General features: G+C 57.2%; 8 protein-coding genes and 1 pseudogene. 3 read left to right on the top strand and 6 right to left on the bottom strand.

Translation table 11 applies throughout. From position 1 onward, the window contains the following. Positions 1–89: 89 nt before the first annotated feature. The 6 genes and pseudogenes from ACKLNA_RS03550 to ACKLNA_RS03525 all read right to left on the bottom strand — a co-directional run. A pseudogene (locus tag ACKLNA_RS03550) lies at positions 90–859 on the bottom strand (IS3 family transposase); the annotation flags it as partial. Between the two features lie 145 nt (positions 860–1,004). After that, a complete protein-coding gene (gene cdiI / locus ACKLNA_RS03545) occupies positions 1,005–1,367 on the bottom strand; it encodes a ribonuclease toxin immunity protein CdiI (RefSeq protein ID WP_408984875.1) in 363 nt (120 codons plus the stop codon). Between the two features lie 737 nt (positions 1,368–2,104). Next, on the bottom strand, positions 2,105–2,548 hold the full coding sequence (locus ACKLNA_RS03540) for a hypothetical protein (protein ID WP_408984874.1): 444 nt from the start codon (positions 2,546–2,548) through the stop codon (positions 2,105–2,107). A gap of 46 nt (positions 2,549–2,594) precedes the next feature. Next, a complete protein-coding gene (locus ACKLNA_RS03535) occupies positions 2,595–2,951 on the bottom strand; it encodes a hypothetical protein (RefSeq protein WP_408984873.1) in 357 nt (118 codons plus the stop codon). 130 nt (positions 2,952–3,081) lie between these two features. Further along, complete coding sequence (locus tag ACKLNA_RS03530; protein ID WP_408984872.1) at positions 3,082–3,426, bottom strand: hypothetical protein; 345 nt, start codon at positions 3,424–3,426, stop codon at positions 3,082–3,084. Between the two features lie 10 nt (positions 3,427–3,436). Next, positions 3,437–14,248 carry a hemagglutinin repeat-containing protein gene (locus ACKLNA_RS03525; RefSeq protein WP_408984871.1) on the bottom strand — a complete coding sequence of 3,604 codons (10,812 nt, stop codon included), beginning with the start codon at positions 14,246–14,248 and terminating at the stop codon, positions 3,437–3,439. A gap of 438 nt (positions 14,249–14,686) precedes the next feature. On the opposite strand from ACKLNA_RS03525, the gene ACKLNA_RS03520 reads away from it, so the two are divergent. Genes ACKLNA_RS03520 through ACKLNA_RS03510 form a run of 3 tightly spaced genes read left to right on the top strand, consistent with a single transcriptional unit; the run spans position 14,687 to position 20,150 of the window. Beyond that, positions 14,687–15,931 (top strand): exonuclease SbcCD subunit D C-terminal domain-containing protein, encoded by a 1,245-nt coding sequence (locus ACKLNA_RS03520; RefSeq protein WP_408984870.1) that lies wholly within the window; start codon positions 14,687–14,689, stop codon positions 15,929–15,931. Further along, on the top strand, positions 15,928–19,569 hold the full coding sequence (locus ACKLNA_RS03515) for an AAA family ATPase (RefSeq protein ID WP_408984869.1): 3,642 nt from the start codon (positions 15,928–15,930) through the stop codon (positions 19,567–19,569). The genes ACKLNA_RS03520 and ACKLNA_RS03515 overlap by 4 nt, the downstream gene beginning before the upstream one ends. Continuing rightward, on the top strand, positions 19,566–20,150 hold the full coding sequence (locus ACKLNA_RS03510) for a glutathione S-transferase (protein WP_408984868.1): 585 nt from the start codon (positions 19,566–19,568) through the stop codon (positions 20,148–20,150). Before ACKLNA_RS03515 ends, ACKLNA_RS03510 begins: the two co-directional genes overlap by 4 nt. Position 20,151 lies beyond the last annotated feature (1 nt).

Here is a 20,151-nt window from a genome sequence, read left to right as displayed (position 1 = left end):
ACGCCGGTCAAGTCCATATAAACAGGCTTGGCGATGGCGTCCTCCTGAAAATAGATCAGAAGGTGTAAACCTTATTCAGGACAGCACACAGCCACCCAGACTTGCTCTGGGCCGCTTGGAACAACTTGGTCTGGGCCAGCCTTGAGTAAGTTTGGATGACGATGAAAGCGATGATGGCTGTCAGTCGTCTTGTGGTAGGCGCGTTTTCGGGCCACCAGCAAACGCCTTTCGCGCAGAATTGAAAACAGCCGATCTCGACCCACTTGCAGCTCAAGTCGAGGCTGGCAATGCAGCAAGTAATGCAGCTTTCGGGTTCCCAGGCGTGGTTGTCGCTGACGCTTTTGCTGAACGAAATCGGCAACTTGCTGATCCAGAACGAACCGAGCAGCATCGGCACGATTGCGCTTGTAGTAAGCCTGTCGGCTTATCCCCATGAACTGGCAAGCCCTGCTGATGCTCAGGTTTTTGATTCGTTTTTGCGCGAGGACTTGCCGGGACGCTTTTTTATGACAGAGAGACCGTAGTCATTTTTCAGCACGTCCACGACAGCCTCGAAAAACTGGGCTTTCTGATTGGACAGAGCCAACTGCTCTTCAAGCTCTTTGATACGTTGCTCTGGCGTCAGTGGTCGGTTTTTGTCGGGCATAGACCCCATCCTCGGCGAGCCAATGTATGCGCCCGGGCTCCAATCCTGCCGACCATGCTTGCGTAACCACGTCAGAACGGTCGTTTTGCCTTGAATCCCGTAGCGCTCCTGAGCCTCTTTATAACTCAGCTCGCCTCTTTCGACCTGATCCACGACCGACAATTTAAAAGTCAGCGTGTAGTCTCGCTGACTACGCCTTTTAGCCGTTTCCATTACGCCCTCCTGAAAATAGATCAGAAGGTGTAAACCTTATTCAGGACGGGACATCATAATTAAATAAATCTGTCCCCTTTTTCGTCTGTCCCCTTTTTCGTCTCTTTTTCGTCACAAACAAATCTGCCCCCTTTCTTTCTTCAATTCAAAAAGAGATAACCCGCAAGAGCTCTTCTATTTTCGCCTTATCTTCAGGATGACGCTGAAGGTACTTCTCACAAGCTAGCCGAAGATACTCAGTACAAACCGATTCGCTGACGACGATGGTGTCCTCATCACTCGGGGGATAGCCATAGGAAAATTCCACCCCTTCGAAGTGTTCTTCGTCGAGCGGGCTGCTTTCATCAGGAAAGTTACAGTATGCCCCATCCACACTGAACCCCCATCTTTTCACAAGATAGCCAACCGCCTCGATAAAACGGCCGTCATCATACATCCTGTCAAAATACCCTTTAACAATCCAATTAGGGTCTGACTGGCTATATGGCTGACCGAACAACTCTCTCATATGCACCTCACATTTTTAGTTCGGGTGGAGATTATTCACCCTACCTGTGACCTTATCTAAATACACCCTTTTTGGAAATAATCGAACATCCATACGGAGATATTGGAAACCCTACCATTCAAAAAACCAACCACAAGTGCCCTAGTCTCGGATAACACTTTGCCTGAACCAGGAAACTGCAAACTGTAAACTGTAAACTCCAGCCCGTAAGACTCAAATCAAAAATATCAAACCAAAAAATACCTTACCTGAATTTCCTGTAACATCCATAACCAACAATGGAGTATCAGAAAACTTATACACCCTCGCTTTCGATTCTACACAACATTCAAGGAGCATGGACTCAAACTCCTCACATGTTGCCCCCAACTCAATACCAGCAAGTTCTACACCCGACGAGGGCAAACCAGTTCACTTTAATCATTTCAAGACCCGAATGTCATTCTTATAATCCAACTCTTGACCAGATAAATTATAAAACGCTGTCTTTTTTTCAAGAACCGCCTGCCCCCTCAGAGTTGAGTTTATATTTAACCTTATAGATAGCATGATCAACAACCTTAACCTTGGCCTCATCCACTAAAGCAAACTTATAGTAATGACCACCATGTATCGACTCAGAACTAACAGGACTTAACCACACTTCCTTTATTAACAAAAAATTGGACAAACTTATTAAATTAAGAAATGGGGGCAGATTTATTAAATCAATTACCCCCCCGTTTTCTTGATTTTTATTAAGACAGTTCAAACGCCGAACGAACATATTCAGTGAGCGCAACCAAATCTTCGTACGCTGCTGGACCTAGTGACGGTTCGTGAATGGACAGATAGGCAGCAGCAGTCATATTTGACTTCAACGCGCGCTCACTTACCTCCCATAGCCTGGAGGGGGCTATCATCCAATTAGTTCCGGGAAGACCTTCGCGCTGCCTTCCCACCATCAACCATGGCAATGCACCCTTATAATTTTCAACAACACGTTTTAGCTTTTCAACATCGATTTCTCTAATATTCTTGAACCTGAAAGCGATGAATGGGAGAAGTGCAGAACGATCTTGACGCTGCATCTTTTTCCCGACCATGACCTCAGGAAAACGTTGCTGATACTTTCGCCACTCCAAGACACCGATCTCGGCAATAACATTCAAAAGACGACCTTCGTCATTTTCAATTTTCATGACTTAAAGACCTTTCAATTCATCAGAAATCCTAACACCGTCTGGGTTAAGCCCCTTGATGTGTTGTTCCCAATCGTGTTTTGGAATCGGACTCGCGCGAACAAAAGGGGACAGATTTATTAAATAAAATAAATCCACCCCCTTTTTTAATCAAATAAATCTGTCCCCTTTTTCTTGGCGGCGTTGCCTCAGTTTTCGGAGGCTCAGGATCCGGTTTCGGTGACGCATCTGGTTTCGGTGGGACATCCGGCTTCGGTGGCACCACCGGCTTCTGCGGATCCAACACCGGCACATCCGTATCCGGCAGCTTCTCCGAAAACTTCGTGATCTGCGTCTTGAGATTGTCAATCTTGACCGTTGATCCGACCTCTTTGATGGTCTTGACCGAGACGTCGATCCCCATACACAAAAAACTGGGACAGACTCATTTAAATTCAGAAATGGGGGGTAGATTTATTAAATTAAATAAATCTGTCCCATTTTCAAAATTAAGTAAATCTGTCCCATTTTCACATTTTTTCTATTTTTTAGTCCTAAGTTAACGCTCTAAATCGAGAGTCATGCCGCATCAAGTTCAAAACTTCGCCCCAATTCCAGAGAATGCCTTCCACGTGATCACTTGGAATTTCTTGAGCAGCATCGCTATGTGGAAATTCCAACATCGCTTTTTCGCAACAAAAGTAAAATTTATTAAAGCACTCTTCCTCGACATCCCTGAGCACTATAAAACTTTGAGCTTGCTCATCCAACGGTTCATATATCCTTCCAAGACAAGCCTTATCTACGCTTTCAAGATAAATTCTCGTCCCCTCAACGATACAATCAAAAACACCTCTGGAGGTGGCCCAGCCAACCCCATCAGCAATAGCGATATACATACCCACAATATCACCTCAAGATCAGGATTTTATCTTTCGACGCAGCCGGCAAATTATCGATCCAGGTTTTCACAAGGCTCTGGTTCTCCACAGTTAAGTTCCTGAAATCAAGCGGAACAATATCTGCCTTGTCGATGTGCTTTATAAGCTGTTCATAGTTCGCTTTCGAATTATTCACAAAAAACTTATTAAGCGGCCCAGTCCGACTTGTGTCTGTCCACATAAAATCTACTGTTTTCCCTGCGTAAGGCCCATCTATGAATACAAAATCTGGATTCGGTTTTCCGAGTGTCGGCTTTACGCGCTCCAGCGTACTGCCAAACGTATTTTCAAGCTGCACAGCTGCTTGCCCTTCGTGCAAGGAAACCTGTTTTGTATCAAGATCCTTGGCGAGTTCCTCAATCCTTCGAGTGTTAGTAGACACGTTAGGGTTGATCGCATTCAAACCCGTTTCGGGATCTCTGTAAACGGGGGTCATCCCGCCATTCGAAGGTATCGGGAATTGCGCATCCTTATCAAAAGCGGGCTCTACCTTTGGAGCGGTAGTTGGCTCGTGAGCATCAGGATTCGGCATATCCGGCTTTGGCGGTTCAGTCTTCGGTAGATCCGGCTTTTGCAGATCATGCTTCGGCACCACCGGCTTCTGCGGATCCAACACCGGCACATCCGTATCCGGCAGCTTCTCCGAAAACTTCGTGATCTGCGTCTTGAGATGGTCAATCTTGACCGTTGATCCGACCTCTTTGATGGTCTTGACCGAGACGTCGATCCCCATACGCGACAGCTGCAGCGACGCATTTGCGGAGCTGGTGCCGCCACCCGCCATGAGCTGGACGATAAGCGCTACGGCCTGCCCCATTTGCCGGCCAACGTTCTCCGCATTCTCGTCGCCACCCACGGTGGCAGCTTCAAGGATTTGCGAAAGTTGCGATTTAAAAGCATCCGCAACGCTTTTACCGAGGATGTTCACCGCCTCATCAGAGGCAAGGAACTCGTTCATGGCGTGGAAACTTTCCACCGGATCACGCAACAGATTCACAGCACTGTCCAGTGCGCCCAGGCCCGCACCCGCCATGCCGTCGGTGAAGCCTTTCATGACTCCGGAAGCTGTCAGCAGGTCCTGCCGGGCCGAGATGTACCCCCACTTCGCGATGATCGCCAGCTTTTTGGCCAGATTGGGCTCTGCATCAATTTCCTTCATGGCCTGGACGTACTGCTGTGTCGCAAGCCAGTTGTTATCGACGTTCGCGGTGGCCGCGTTGTTTGCGGTCGCCGCGCCGTTCGGATTGCTCATGGCCGCAATCCCGGTCACGAGGCTGGTGATGATGTTACGTTTGGCTTCGCGTTCTATCGCGGTTTCATTCGGGTCGGAATCTGCAAACAGGCCGGCCAGTACACTGGCGGCCGAACCACCCAAGGCTCCCGCCGAACAGCTTTGGTTACTGGCGGCAGCGCCTGCGCAACCAAGAATCGCATGCAGGGCCGCGTGTTCCGGACTGCCCTCTTTCAGGCCTTTTTTCACCAGTTCGCCGATATATGACGAGCCTTGCTGCTGAACGTAGTTGACGACCATGTTTTGCGCGAATTGCGCGCTGCTGCCCGTCACGCCACCGCTGATGCCGGCAACCAGAGCTGTTGCGATTTGTCGGTATGTCCCGCCTGCACCCCAGTTATCGCCAACCTCTTTTATCTGCTGTTGAAGTTGCAGATAGTTTTCGTGGTGTGCCAGCCGATCCTTTTCAGACAGGTTTGGATTACTCGCTGCCGCGTACTCAAGATCAGCCTGTTTCTTCTTGTCATCAATTTCACGCGCGCGGCTCTCGATGAACTGCGAAACGTTCTGCACGAATTTGCCGACAATCTCGAAATCAACACCAATTTCCTTGGCATCGAAAATCGGTTTTAGCTTGTTGCTGCCGTCTCGGTCGCTGGAAACATCGGTGTTGATCGCAGCGATGGCCTGTTCGGCCGTTTGCCCGGTCAGCTCCTGTTGCTTAGTGCTGTTAGTGATGGTGACGGCGGCGCCGCTGATACCACTGTAAGTAGTGCTGCTGGAGTTGCCGCTGGCAAAAAGGGCAATCGGAGTCGTTGCGCTGACGCCATCCTTGCTCGCGACGACGGGCCCGCCTCTGTTGGCCGTCGCACTGGCATTGCCATTGGCGTCACGCCCCATGTCGCTGCCATATCCACCGCTGAGGTTAATGCTGCTGGCATCGTACTCAGCCTTGTTCTTGACGTCCGACGTGGTCAGCGTGCCGGTGCTCAGAGTGTTTTTGCCATCAGCCACCGCTTTGTCGGTACTGCCAATGATCGCCCCGACGAGGTCCGTGTTGCCCTTGACCTCGACCTGGAAGCCGCCATTGCCCGCCTTGATGCCCGACTGCTCGGAGACGCTGGCGTACTCGCTATGCATGTGTTGCTGGGAAACGCCGCCGCTGACGCTGCTGTTGCCGACACAGAACGGAGGCACGCAGACACTCAGGCCGACGTTGGCGCTTGACTGCTTGGAGGTGTAGGTACTGGTGTCTTGCAGGCTCTCGATATTGAGATCGCCGCCCACGTTGACCTTGACCGTTTCGCCGCTGGCGGTGGCGCCCTTGATGTTGGTGTCGCCACCACTTTTCAGGTTCAGCGTGCCGCCGGACTTGACTGAGGTGTTGGTGTGCGTGACGTCGTCACCATCACTGCTGCCACGGCCCTTGTTGGCGGCCAGTTCAAAGGTAATGCCGTTTTGCTCGCCGAAGCCGAAACCGATACCGGCGCTCCAGCCGCTGTTGCTGTTGGTGCTTTCCTGATGAGCAGTGTTCTGTGCGGACAAAAGATTGATCGCACCATCGGCGTTCAGCGAAACATCGCCACCGCCCTCGATGCGACTACCGACCACATTGATGTTGCTGTCGGCACCGGCACCCTTGGCGACGATGTTGATGTTGCCACCCGCAATCACGCCGCTGCCGACGACATTGCTGCCGCTCTGGCTGCTGTTCATCTTGCTTTGGCTATTGCTCAGGTTGACGCTGACCTTCACTCCGACCCGAGGGTCTTCCTTCAACGCCTTGGCCGCGTCTACCGCTTGATCGGCACTCATGGCCGCATTCACGGCAGCGAGTGCAAGCATTCGTCCGTCGGTGGTTTTCCCGGCGGCTTCGCCCATTTGCTGAATGCCACGCAGCGCATCAACCAGCGGAATGCTCACCGTACCACCGACGGCGGTGCGATTGGTGCTGGCGGTTTTGGTGGAGCTCAGTGTGTCGTAGCCCTCACCGATATCCACGTGCTTGGCCGTGATCCCGATGTCACCCACCGGCGCGACCAGTTGACTGGCCGTCTGGGTGTAATGATCCCCGGCAGTCAGCAGGATGTTGCCGCCAAGCGAAGCAATCTGGCTGCCCGACTGGCGAGTCGTGGTGCTCTGATCCGACTCTTTGGTCTTGACGATCCCGGTCGCGCCTTGCCACCAGGAACCGATCTCGCCCACCTTCTTGCTGCCTGAAGAGGAACTGGCGGTCGTGGTGTTTTCAGCGCTGATGACTTCCAGGTTGCGCCCGGCGTTGATACCGATGTTCTTGTCGGCCACCAGCGTGCTGCCTTCAACCACCGTGTCCCGGCCGCTCTTGATCTGCAGGCTGCCAGCGCTGATATCGCTGCCGATGCTTTCGGTGGACGACTGTTGCCCCTGTTGCGACTTCTGCGTGTTGGACAGCAGCCCGGTAATCGTCGCCCCTGTCTTGCTGGAGCTCTGCGACTGGCTGGAGGTTTGTGTTTCCTGAGCGGCGCCGATGAACACATCATTGGCGGCTGTCAGCGTGATGTCATCCGTTGCACGCAACGAAGCAGCTTTCAACGCAATGTCATTGTCGGCCTTGAGCTCCATGCTCTTGGCAACCCACTCGGTGCTGTTCAAGCGGGTTTGAGTGGCCTCGCCACTATTGGATTTGCTGGATTTCCAGTTCTTCTTCGAAGAGGCACTGGCCTGGCTGGCATAGTCTTCGGCCGCGTCGAGGTTGATGTCATGGCCGGCAGTCGCCAGCAACGATCCATCGAATTTGACTTTTGCCCCTTGTGCATTGATGTCCTGACCTGCCGACATCACCAGCTTGCTTCCCGACTCGATACTCGAGCTGACCGACGCGATACGTTCGCTTTCGGTCATCACGGATTTTTTCTTGCCGAAGCTGCCCTTCGTTGTCTTGGTGTAAAACGAGTGATCGAGGTTATCAGCGGTCAGCAGGTTCAGGTCGCCGCCGGCATAGACAAAGGCCTCGCCACCCGACTTGACATGACTGGCGATCAGGTTGAGATCCTTGTCGGCATTGAGCGTCAGGCTTCCACCAGCCTTGATCACGCTCGATTGCTGGGCGACGTGATCCTCCTCCGCACGGAACTTCTTGTTCCAGCCGGTGGCATGGGATTCGTCAGCCGCAGAGCTGATCGTCAGGTCACCTTTGGCATTGATGTCAACGTTGCCTTTGGCCTCGACATTACTCGCCACTACGCTGACGTCACGCTGAGCCGTAACCTTGAGCGTGCCGCCGACGTTGACGTCCGAGCCATGTTGCTTGACCGTCGAATACTGATAGTTGGTATTGCTGCGGTCAGTCGTCTGTTCGGTCGAGTCGATGTGCACATCGCGCCCGGCCGTCAGCGTGGTATCGCCACCGCTTTTCAGCACGCTGCCGCTGTTGTTGATATCGCGACCGGCGCCGATAACCAGTGCATTCGCCGCTTCGATACGAGCCGCGTTGTCGACGAAGTCGGTGTCTTCGCTGAGGCGGCCGTCACTGCTGCGATGGGTGGTCACGGTACGCTCGTTGATCACGTCGCCGTGTTCGGCGGTGAGCGTGACGTCGCGACCGGAAATGATCCCGCCTGCCTTGTTCGTCAGGTTGTCGGTCGCCGTCAACTTCAGGAGATTGCCGGCCTCGACCAGTCCGCTGCTCACCAGATCCTTCTTGGCTGTTGCATCGAGATTTTGACTGGCGCGCAACGTGCCGGAGTTCTCCAGGTTTTCGCCGGCTATCAGCGTGACGTCCTTGCCCTGAATCAACGCGCCCGTGGACGCGAGGCGGTTGTTGGCATTGGCCAGGTACAGCACCGGCACCAAGACCTTTTCGCCGTTCACTTCACGTTCTTCGAGCCAGACGATGTCGTGGGTCAGCGCCGCGACCTGCTGTGCACTGAGGGTGACGCCTACACTCAGATTCAACGCGTTCTTGCTGGCGATGGCGTTGTCCATCAGATACTTGTAGACCGCCTCGTCGGAGGTCTGCCCATCGATGAAACGCTGCCCCGTGCGAGCCACGACGGCCTGCTGAACCAGTTTCTGTTCGAACAGACCGTCGCCCAGCCGCTTGGCGCTCTGGTCGGCGTCGTAGCCCAGCCCTTTGAGCAAATAATCCGAGCTCATGAACTGCTTGAGGTCGGTGAGTACCGGGTTGGTTTCGATCAGGTATTTGTGTGGCTGGGACTTGCCGGCGTTGCTCGGCAGGCCTTGTACCCGGTTGATGGTTATCGGGGTTGCCGATGGATCAGCGGTGACTTTGCCACCGCTTAGCGTCCAGCTTTGCGGGCCAGTGGCGGTCGGATTGCTGCTGCCTTCGGAGCTCAGGCGGAACAGGCCGTTCTGGCCCGTCGGCAAGCTGAAACCTGGCAGGTCGATCGGGCTGACCTGCTGCTGGGCCAGATCCGGCGGCAGTTGCGGGTTGATTTTGACCACCGTGGAGTAGCCACTGCCGACGCCCGTATCGGTGTTGGTTTTGCCCGCCGCGACGTAACTGTAGTAAGGCCGCACGACGCTGTTGTCGATGGTCTGGGTCGCGTTCAGTTCGATGTTGCCACCGGCCTGGATCACGGCGTCATAGGAATTGCTGGAACCCGCGACAGTGGTCGTGCTTTCCGTGAGCTTGCCACCACCCAACATGCTGATGAAGCTGCTCAAGTCCGATTCGACGGTCGCGGATGGCGCCGGACTGTTTTTCTTGTTGAAAGCAGCTGCTGCCGGCTCTGTCGCAAAGATCTGGTCGACGTAGTTCCAGTAGGTACGCTTGGTGATGATTTCCTGTTCTTGCACGCCCTTGTTGGTGATGGTGCCGGCGTGGACAGCGATATCACCGGTGGCGGCAATGGTACTGCTGCTGTTGATCAAGGCCTGGACGTTGAGCGACATGTCGCCGCCGCTCGTCAGGCTTGCGGCTGCGCTGCTGTTGCCGACTTTCAGGCGATCGGTCTCGGCGATCTCCCAATGTCCGTTGCGTCGACCGCCACTACGAAAATCACATCCGGCAATCGGAATCAGGTTGCAGTCCAGTTGCGTGATCACTACCGAGCTTTTTTCATGCGCGGTGTATTCAAGAATGTCCCTGACGTTATTCACCGTCAGCGCATTGATGGTCAGGTCCTGTGCGCTGTAGATCTCGCCGGAACGGTTGTCCAGCAAATCAGCCTTGCCGCTGTCACGATCCCGGCCGATGTGTACGTTGTTCAGCCCATACACATTGCCGTAGGCGTTGGTGAAACTGGCCAACAACAGGCGCATGTCGCCGCCGCTGGTAATCAGGCCCCTGTCATTGAGGAGTGCACCGGTGGTCAAGGTCAGGTCTTTGCCGGAGCCGAGGGTGCCGTAGTTGTTGACGTTGGCGGCTGTGAGGGTCATGTCGCCGCTGGAGGTCAGTCGCCCTTGATTGGTCAACAGACCATTTACATTGATGGTGGTGTTGCCGCCGCCGGCAATGCTGGTTGCAGCGTTGAGGGTCAGTTGATTGGCCTTGAGCGTCAAATCGCCAAGACTGCTGGTACGACCGTTGCCGGAATAATCGCCCCACAAAGTCATGTCGAGCGAGCCGTCGCTGGCGATCAGCCCGTCGTTGTTCCAGTTGCCACCGTTACCGATCAGTTTGCTGGCGGCCAGCAACTGCCCGCTCGCCGTCTGGTTGAGGTTGTTGATATTGACGGTCAGGCGGTCCGCCTGGATCAGGCTACTGTTGGTCCAGCCATCCGCAGTCAGCGTCAGTCCACCGCGTGTGACGAAGCTACCGCCGGCGCTGCCGAGCTGTCCGGTGGCGATGTCGAAAATCCCGGTGCCGACGTGCAACACATTACCGCCACCGTTCAACAATCCACCTGCGCCGAGGCTGAGGTCATTGTTGGCGCTTTCCACTGTGCCGTTGCGGTTATCGAACAGGCCTGCGAGGCTGAATGTGGTCTTTCCGGAGCTGCCAAGTGCGCGCAACTGGCCGGTCTGGTTGTCGATGCTGGCAGCACCAATGCTCAAAATGCTGGCGCTTTCGATAATGCCTTTGCGGTTGTTCAGGGCGCCGCGCAGGCTTAGGTCGATTTGTTGCCCGGCGATCTGCCCGCCGCTGTCGCCGGCGTTGTCAAAATCCTTGCCGGTGACACTGACGCGTTGCTTGGCAACCAGTGCGCCGTTGCGGTTACTGAAATTGCCGCTGCCGCCCAGATCGATGATCGCATCACCGCTTTGCGCCGTGATCCGGCCACCCTCGTTCTCTAGACCTGCCAAGGCCTTGAGTGTCAGATACTGCGCCTGAATCACGCCGCCCTGGCCATTGCGCAACACGCCCGTAACCTGAGCAGTGAACGCACTTTTGAGGCTGGAGAGCACACCGCCACGGCTGTCGAGGCTGGCAGCGGTGATGTTGAGAACGCCGGTTTTGGCAACGAAACGACCGCTTTGGTTATCGATGGCGCCGCCGACGTTGGCGGTGAGCGCGCCTTCGCTTTGCAGGGTTCCCTTGACGTTATCGAGGCTGGCAGCGGCCAGTTGCAGATCAGCGGTGTCGCTGTAGATCAGGCCGCCACTGTTTTGCACTACGCCGCTGGCGGCGATCGTCAGGGTGTCGTTGGCAGCGACGGTGCCGCCATTGCGGTTGTCGAGGCCGCCGGTCGACAGGCTGAGCAATTTCTGGCTGACCAGTTTGCCACCCTGGTTATTGATTTGCGTGGCCCGGGCAATCACTAGCGGGCCAACACCGACCAATTGGCCCTTGGTATTGGTCAGCGTACCGAGCAGGTCCAGATTGAAAGCCGCTTCACTGGCCAGAACCCCCTCAGTGTTATCCAGGTCTGTGCCGGTGAAACGGATGTCCTGCTTGGCGTTGATGGTTGCATGGGTGTTGTCGAGACGTTTGGCGGTGATATCCAGAACCGCGCCACTGTCGATCTGGCCACCCTGTCCGTTGTTCAACGTACCGGTGACGGTCAGGGTCTGCGCGCCCTCACTCGAGAGCGCACCTTTGTCCGAGTTATCGATGTTGGCCGCAGTGATCTTCAAGATGCCTTTGCTGGCCAGCGCGCCGGTATTGCTGTTGCGGATATCACCAGTGAGATCGACCAATAGATCGCCATCACGACTGGACAACGTACCGTGATTGCGATTGTCGAGACTGCCACCGAGCAGGCTCAGGTTTTGCCAGCCGGAAATCAGGCCATTCAGATTGCGCGTGTTGTCAGCACTCAGATCCAGCCGCTGACGACTGAAAAGCTTGCCGACACTGTTGTCCAGATTTCGCGCGACAAGGGTGTAACTCAGGTCGCTGGAGAGTTCACCGCCCTGGTTGTCCAGATCCCGCAGATGATTGATGCTCAACTGGCCCTTGGTTGTAATCAGGCCTTTGCTGTTATTGAGGTCGCCCATCGAACCGCTGAAATCAATGGCAATAGCGCTGCCGAGCAGCGAACCGCCATTCTGATTGTTGATGTTGGCAGCGCTGATGGCGAGAGTTTGTGTGGCGTTGATCAGTCCTTTGTCCTGATTCTCGAGCTGACCGTCAACGCGCAGATCCAGGCCGGTACGACTGGTGAGGGTAGCGCCATTGTTGTTCAGGCTACCTGCATGGGCATCGATGCTGGCTGCAGCGATAAGTCCCTTGATATTGGTCAATGCCTGCTGCACGCGCAGGGTCAGGGTTTGATTGCTCAGCAGTTTGCCATTGCTGTTATCCAGGCTGTTGGCAGCAAACGTAAACGCCTGGGCGCTGGAGATTTCACCGCTACGGTTATCGACCTGTTGCAGGTTTTTCAGCACCAATAACGGTGCGTTGATCAGCCCCTTCTGATTGTTCAAGGCGCCATTGTTGAGATCCAGTGTCAACGACGTATCGCTGGTGAGTTGTCCGCCGTCGTGTTGATCCAGGCTTGCAGCATTGATCGACAAGGCTCCGTTGCCGGCGATCCGGCCCTTGTCGCTGTTGTCGATGTGGCCAGCCTTGATTGTGAGGCTCTCGAGCGTGGTCAGTTTGCCGTTCTGGTTATTGATCGACCCGGTGGTGGTGATGCTCAAGGCTTTGCCGGCATTCACCAGGCCCGCCACGTTGTCCAGCGTTGCCATGCGCAGTGTCACATCCTGCAGGCTCGACAGTTCGCCGCCGCGGTTTTTCAACTGGCCGATGCTGGCATCGAGATGCCCGACACCATTGATCAGACCGTTGGTGTTGAGTACCTGACTCGCATCGAGACTGAGGGAGTCCGTGCTCAGCACACGCCCTTTGCTCTGGTTATCAAGGGTGTTGGCCGTGACCCGCGTGTTCTGCGAACTCAACGTGCCGCCCTGGTTGCTCACGGTCTGTGTTGCGTTGACCGTCAGGTTGCGACTGGCAATCACGCTTTTGCCGGTGTTGTCGATGTTGTGCGCACGGATAGCGACGTTGCCTGCCGCATTGCGGCTGTTGTCCGCGTTGACCCCGGCTTCGATGATGCCGCTGTTGGTCAACTGGCCGCCGGCGGTCAGGCTGATGTTGTCCCGCGCGGCGAGGGTCTGGCGGTTGGTCAGGTTGCCCTGGGTCTGCACATTGACGTTCACACCGGCATACACCGGCCCTTGAGCGTCGAGGCTGGCCGCCGTGATGTTCACGTTGTTCGCGGCGGAGGTCTGCGCCAGGGTCAGTTGGCCGTTGGCATCGATCTGGATATCACCACCGCTGGCCGCCACATTACCCGCCAGTTTCACCCCGACACCGGCCTCGGTCCCGACCAGCTTGATCGCCCCGGCGTACATCCCGCCGAGCGCCGAACTATCGATCGCCAGTTGCGGCTTGGCGCTGCCGTCATCGGCCCGGGCCGTGGCATTCAGGGTTTGCGCGTTGACGTCATTGCGACCGGCAACGATGGTCAGGTTCTGCGCCTGGATCTCGGCGTTGATTTTGGCGCTACGGGTGATGATCTCGAAACGGTCGACGTTGTTGGCATTCAGCCCCGCGCCTTCGATCGCGACGCTACCCTGATCGACCTGAAAACGATCCAGTCGGCCCGCGCCATCCAGCACCGGTTTACCGGTGGTCAAGGTCACACGCGGCGAGTTGATGAAACCGCACCCGTTGCAGGTGATGCCGTACGGGTTGGCGACGATCACTCGCGCCGACTGCCCCGCCACCTCGGTGTAGCCACGTAGCTGGCTCGGGTTGCCGCTGATGACTTCATTGAGGATCGCCTGGGCTGCGGCCCGGTTGCTCAGGTTGGGGTTGCCGACGATGATCCCGCCCAGTTGCGTCTGCCCGGTCTGCGCCGCCACGTTGTTGAGGATGACGCCCTGCGCTCCGACGTTGTAATCGTGGAACTGGTTGTGCGACAGCCCCGCGCCGTTGGGCGTGGCGATATTGATGACCGGCACGCCGTTGCCCGCCTGGCCCAGGCTCGTGCCCGGATTTGCCACCACAATGCCGTCCGCCTGCGCCCACATCGGCTGCCAGAACATGACGTTGGCCAGTAGGAACGCCAGACCGCGTTTGGGCATGCCCAAAAAGGTTTCGCGATTTTTTACGGCCGCAGAAGGCTGGCCAGCCATGAAGGTCAGGAGGCGAATATCCATTTCAGAATCTCGGGAGCAGGCATGAACCGGAAGTACATTCCGGGCGTCAACAGGACCAGGTATTGCACCGGGTAAACACACCCGATCACTCGACCAGAAAAGTGACATCAAAATAGTGGCGCGATATTAGATAGCCATCATTTTGGCGTCAATTAATGGTTTCACCGAAACAGTGTTATCGATCAACGGCATCCGGGAAATCGTCCGACTCCGGCAGACGCGCAGGATATTTCGCAGATCAAGTAGCGAAATCCGAAAAACACGCCGTCGACGCTTCCGAAAGAGAAATGACTGACAGGTAACTGCGCAGGAACTTTCAGCCAACAGGAATCCGCCCCATCCGCATAAGCCCGCCTGTCCCAATAATCTGTAAACTCCCCCTCTTTCGCCGCCCTCTTATCCACGCGGCCATCACCTTTTTATATTGCGGAGTCAGCCTTGCGTCTGTTTCACACCTCCGACTGGCACCTTGGGCAAAACCTGCACGGCCAGGAGCGCGATTTCGAGCACAGCTGTTTTCTCGAATGGCTGTTGCGCCAATTGAAGCTGGCGCAGCCGGACGTGCTGCTGATCGCCGGCGACATCTTCGACACGGTGAATCCGCCGGTCAAAGCCCAGGAACGCCTTTACGATTTCATCGTCAGCGCCCACGAGCAGCAGCCGTTGCTGACTATCGTGATGATTGCCGGCAACCACGATTCCGGCTCGCGGATCGAACTGCCCGCACCGTTGATGCGGCGTTTGCGTACCCATGCGTTGGGCCGGGTGTTGTGGCTGGACGATGGCCAGCTCGATTCGGAACGCCTGTTGTTGCCGTTGCCGAATGCGTCCGGCGAGATCGCCGCATGGTGCCTGGCGCTGCCGTTCCTGCGGCCTGCCGAGGTGACCGGCGCACATCTGGGCGACAACTATTTGCGCGGCATCGGTCAGGTGCATGAGTGGCTGATCGAAGCGGCCAACGCCAGGCGTCAGCCGGGCCAGGCGCTGATCGCCATCAGCCATGCGCACATGGCCGGCGGGTCGGTGTCGGAGGACTCCGAACGCAGCCTGATCATCGGCAACGCCGAAGCCCTGCCCGCCAGCCTGTTCGGGCCGAGCATCAGCTATGTCGCCCTTGGCCATTTGCACAAACCGCAGAAGGTCAATGGCGAAGAGCGGATTCGCTACAGCGGCTCGCCGATTCCGTTGTCGTTTTCGGAAATCAGTTATCAGCATCAGATTCTCGACGTTGTGCTCGACGGCGAAACCCTGGTCAGCGTCGAGCCAATGTTGATCCCCCGTTCCGTCAACCTGCAACGCCTCGGCCCTGCGCCGCTGGCGGAAATCCTGCTGCAACTGGCCGATCTGCCGAACATTGATCTGCTGGCCGAAACCCAGCGCCAGCCGTGGCTGGAAGTGCGCGTGACCCTCGACGAACCGCAACCGGATCTGCGCCATCAGGTCGAAAGTGCCCTGCAAGGCAAGGCTGTGCGACTGGTGCGAATCGCCGCCGAATACGCCGGCAACCGTGGTGCTGACGGTTCCGAAGACGGCAGCGCGCTGATCGAACTGGACCAGCTCACACCGCAGGAATTGTTCAGCCGCGCCTGGCTCGACAATTACGGCAACGAGGTCGATGAGCAAACTCTCAAGGACTTCGCCACGCTGCTGCAGGACGTTCAAATGGAGGGCGAGCAGCCATGAAGATTCTCGCCATTCGTTTGAAGAACCTTGCTTCGCTGGCCGGACCGTTCGAGATCGACTTCACCGCCGAACCGCTGGCCAGCGCCGGTCTGTTCGCCATCACCGGCCCCACCGGCGCCGGCAAAAGCACCCTGCTCGATGCCTTGTGCCTGGCGTTGTTCGGCGCCGTGCCGCGTTTGAACAACACCGGGCGTGACGCCAAAGTGCCGGACGCCGACGGCGAAATTGCCACCGGCGACCCGCGTACCCTGCTGCGTCGCGGTACGGGCGAAGGGTTTGCCGAAGTGGATTTTGTCGGCGTCGACGGCCGTCGCTATCGCGCGCGCTGGGAAGCCAACCGCGCCCGGGAAAAGGCCGGCGGCAAGTTGCAGGCCAGCCGTCAGAGCCTGCGCGACATCGATCAGGATCAACTGCTCGCCAGCCAGAAAGGCGAGTACAAGGTTCAGCTCGAAGCCGCGCTGGGCCTGAACTTCGAACAGTTCACCCGCGCCGTGCTGCTGGCCCAGAGCGAGTTCAGTGCGTTCCTCAAGGCTGACGATAACGACCGCAGCGAACTGCTGGAAAAACTCACCGATACGGCGCTGTACACCCGCCTCGGCCGACGCGCGTTCGACAAGACCAAAGAAGCCCGCGAAGCCCACAAGCAGTTGCAGGATCAAGCCACCGGCGTGACCCCGCTGCCGCCCGAGGCCCGCGCCGAACTCGACGAACGCTTCAACGCTGCCCAGCAGCAATTGAAGTTGCAGCAGGCGCGGCTCAAACAGCTTGAGCAACAACACACCTGGCTCAAGGATCTGCACCTGTTGCAGGACGCGCAGCAAGCAGCTGCCGAGCAATTGCAGAGCGCCGAACATGAGCGCGAAACGCTGGCCGGCGAACGCTTGCGCCTGACGCGCCTTGAACAGCTCGCCCCGCAACGGCACCAGTTCGCCCGCAAGGCTGAAATCGATGCACAGCTGACGCCACTGGCGGCGCAAATCAGCGCGCACACCCAACAACAAGGTGAGCTGACTGAACGTCAGACTCAACTTGAACAAGACCTGAGTACAGCACAAATCGCCCTGACCGAAGCGCAGAAGCAACAGAGCGACAGTGCGCCGCTGTTGCGTCAGGCCTTCGATGAGCAAAGCACCCTCGCCCGCCTGGCCAGGGATGTTGCTTCCGGCACCGAGGCAAAGCAGGCCGCCGAACAGGCCTGCACTCAGGGCCAGAGCGCAATCCAGACTCTGCTCGATCAGCAAAAACAGGTTGCCGAGCGCCTGCAACACATCGCCACCGATCTTGAGCAAAGCGCTCATCTGGCACCGCTGAGCGAAGCCTGGAATGCTTACCGCGACCGTTTGCAGCAACTGATGCTGATCGGCAACCGCTTGAACAAGGGCGAAAGCGAACTGGCGAGTCTCGAACAGACCGCCACCCGCGCCACCGAAGAACTGGCCACGCAAAAGCAGCAGCTTGAAGTGCTGTTCAAGGAGGCCGGGGCCGAACCGGATGCCGTCGCCGAACAGATCGGCATTCTCGGCACCCTGCTGCAGGACAACCGCAAACAACTGCGCGCCGTCGAAGACCTGACGCGCCTGTGGGCCAGTCAGCAAGAACTGGACAAACGCAGTGCCGAGCTGCAACAGCGCCAGCTCGATGCGCAACAGGAGCGCGAGCGCCTGACCCAGGACGGGGTGAAAACCAAATCCGAGTTGACCGTCGCCGAACAGACCCTCAACGTCACTCGTGAACTGCTCGAACGCCAGCGTCTGGCCCGCAGCGCCAGTGTCGAAGAACTGCGTGCGCAATTGCAGGATCACCAGCCGTGCCCGGTCTGCGGTAGCAACGAGCATCCGTATCACCAGCCGGAAGCCCTGCTGCAAAGCCTCGGTCGTCACGATGAAAGCGAGCAGGCCAGCGCGCAGCACGCGGTCGATCAGTTGAAGGAAAAACTCACCGAGCTGCGTGCCAGCGTCGGGGGCGTGATTGCTCAACAGAAAGAGTTGCTGCAACAGCAGGAACAACTGGCGGTACAACAGCAGGCGCTGACGCCGAGCATCGAGTCTCACCCGCTGGCCGCGCAATTATTGAATCAGGACAGCGACAAACGCGCTGCCTGGCTGACCCGCCAGAACGATCAACTGAGCCAGAGCATCACCCAGGACGAACAGCGCCAGACCGCCCTGCTCACCTTGCAACAGGATGCGGCGCGGCTGACCCAGCAATTGCGTCACGCCGAAACCGCACACCAGCAAGCGGCCCAGCATCTGAGCAATCAGCAGCGCGAATTGAGCGCAGACCGCCAGCGTCTGGACGAAGAACTGGCAGCCTTCGCCACATTACTGCCCTCCGAAACTCACGAAGCCCTGCGCGCCGAACCCGCCGCGACCTTCATGCAGCTTGACCGGCAGATTGCCGAGCGCCTGGCGCAAGTCGATCAGCAGAAGGAAGAACTGGCCGAACAGCAACAACGCCAGCAGACGCTCGAGAAGGAACAGGATCGCCAGCAGAGCCGTGTCCAGCAGCTGCAAACCGCTGAGCAACAGCTCAACGCGCTGACCGCTCAACAACAGGCCAGCCAGGAGAAACTGGCGCAATTGCTGGGCGATCACAATTGTGCCGAGCACTGGCAGCAGCAGCTTGAACTCGCGGTAGAACAGGCGCGCAACGCTGAATCCACCACGACTCAGGCCCTGCAAGGCGTGCGCACGCAACTCGTGCAAATCGCCGCCGAACTCAAGGCGCAGCAAGAGCGTTTGCAGGCGCTGGAAACCGAAGACCGCGATCTGGCCGGCAAGATTGCCGACTGGCGAGCCCGCCACCCGGAACTGGATGATGGCGGTCTCGAAGATTTGTTGCGGGTCGATGACGCGCAGGTTGGCGAGCTGCGCGAGCGCTTGCAGCGCAACGAAAAAGCCCTGGAACACGCCAAAGTGCTGTTGCAGGAGCGGGATCGCCAGTTGCTCGAACATCAGGCGCAGCACAACGGCCACCTCGAAGCCGAGCAACTTGTCACTGCCCTCGCCGACTTGCAGAACCAGTGCGGCGTCAGTGAACAGCTCTGCGCCGAACTGCGCGCCGAGCAAGTCGAAGATCAGCGCCGGCAGAACGCCAACTCCGCACTGGCGCAGCAGATCGCCGACGCCTATGCCGAGTATCAGCGCTGGGCGCGCCTCAATGCCCTGATCGGTTCGGCCACCGGTGACACCTTCCGCAAGATCGCCCAGGCCTACAACCTCGACTTGCTGGTACATCACGCCAACGCGCAACTGCGGCAACTGGTCAAACGCTATCGCCTCAAACGCGGCGGCAGCATGCTGGGTCTGCTGGTGATGGACACCGAAATGGGCGACGAACTGCGCTCGGTGCATTCGCTGTCCGGCGGCGAAACCTTCCTGGTGTCGCTGGCCCTCGCGCTGGGTCTGGCTTCGATGGCATCGAGCACGCTGAAGATTGAATCGCTGTTCATCGACGAAGGCTTCGGCAGCCTCGATCCGGAATCCCTGCAACTGGCCATGGACGCCCTCGACGGTTTGCAGGCTCAGGGCCGCAAGGTCGCAGTGATTTCCCACGTGCAGGAAATGCACGAGCGGATTCCGGTGCAGATTCAGGTGCAGCGCCAGGGCAATGGTTTGAGCACACTGGAGGTGAAATGAACACGCTGTATTCGTTCCGCCGCTGCCCGTACGCGATGCGGGCGCGGATGGCCCTGCGTTATTCGGGTGTGCCGGTGGACATCATCGAAGTCAGCCTCAAGGCCAAACCGGCCGAGATGCTGGCGATCTCGCCCAAGGGCACGGTGCCGGTGCTGGATGCCGGTGGTCAGGTGATCGATGAAAGCCTGGAGATCATGCGCTGGGCCTTGGCGCAGAATGATCCGGATAACTGGTTGCTGGGTGGCGATTCAAGGATTGCCGAGTTGATCGAAGCCAACGATCAAGTGTTCAAGGTGCACCTGAATCGCTACAAGTACGCCGAGCGTTATCCGGAACAACCGATGGAGGTTTATCGCGCGGAAGGTGCGCTGTTCTTGCAGCAGCTGGATGGGTTGCTCGAAGGCCGCGACTACTTGCTGACCGATCATCCCTGCCTGGCCGATATCGCACTGCTGCCCTTCGTCCGCCAGTTCGCCCATGTTGATCGCGAGTGGTTTGCGACGACGCCCTATCAGCGCTTGCAAGCGTGGTTACAACGCTTTCTTGAGTCGGATCTGTTTACCGCCATCATGAAAAAGTAAG

It is taken from the genome of Pseudomonas sp. UV AK001, from assembly GCF_046097675.1.
Taxonomy (GTDB): domain Bacteria; phylum Pseudomonadota; class Gammaproteobacteria; order Pseudomonadales; family Pseudomonadaceae; genus Aquipseudomonas; species Aquipseudomonas kribbensis.
The sequence above is the reverse complement of the archived record's forward strand: the minus strand, read 5'-3'. Positions and strand labels throughout refer to the sequence as shown.

Bases quoted from the DNA above. Each gene is read 5' to 3' on its own strand.
- ACKLNA_RS03540 (WP_408984874.1), bottom strand. From the start codon at position 2,548: ATGAAAATTGAAAATGACGAAGGTCGTCTTTTGAATGTTATTGCCGAG.
- ACKLNA_RS03525 (WP_408984871.1), bottom strand. From the start codon at position 14,248: ATGGATATTCGCCTCCTGACCTTCATGGCTGGCCAGCCTTCTGCGGCC.
- ACKLNA_RS03510 (WP_408984868.1), top strand. From the start codon at position 19,566: ATGAACACGCTGTATTCGTTCCGCCGCTGCCCGTACGCGATGCGGGCG.
- ACKLNA_RS03535 (WP_408984873.1), bottom strand. From the start codon at position 2,951: ATGGGGATCGACGTCTCGGTCAAGACCATCAAAGAGGTCGGATCAACG.
- ACKLNA_RS03530 (WP_408984872.1), bottom strand. From the start codon at position 3,426: ATGTATATCGCTATTGCTGATGGGGTTGGCTGGGCCACCTCCAGAGGT.
- ACKLNA_RS03515 (WP_408984869.1), top strand. From the start codon at position 15,928: ATGAAGATTCTCGCCATTCGTTTGAAGAACCTTGCTTCGCTGGCCGGA.
- cdiI (WP_408984875.1), bottom strand. From the start codon at position 1,367: ATGAGAGAGTTGTTCGGTCAGCCATATAGCCAGTCAGACCCTAATTGG.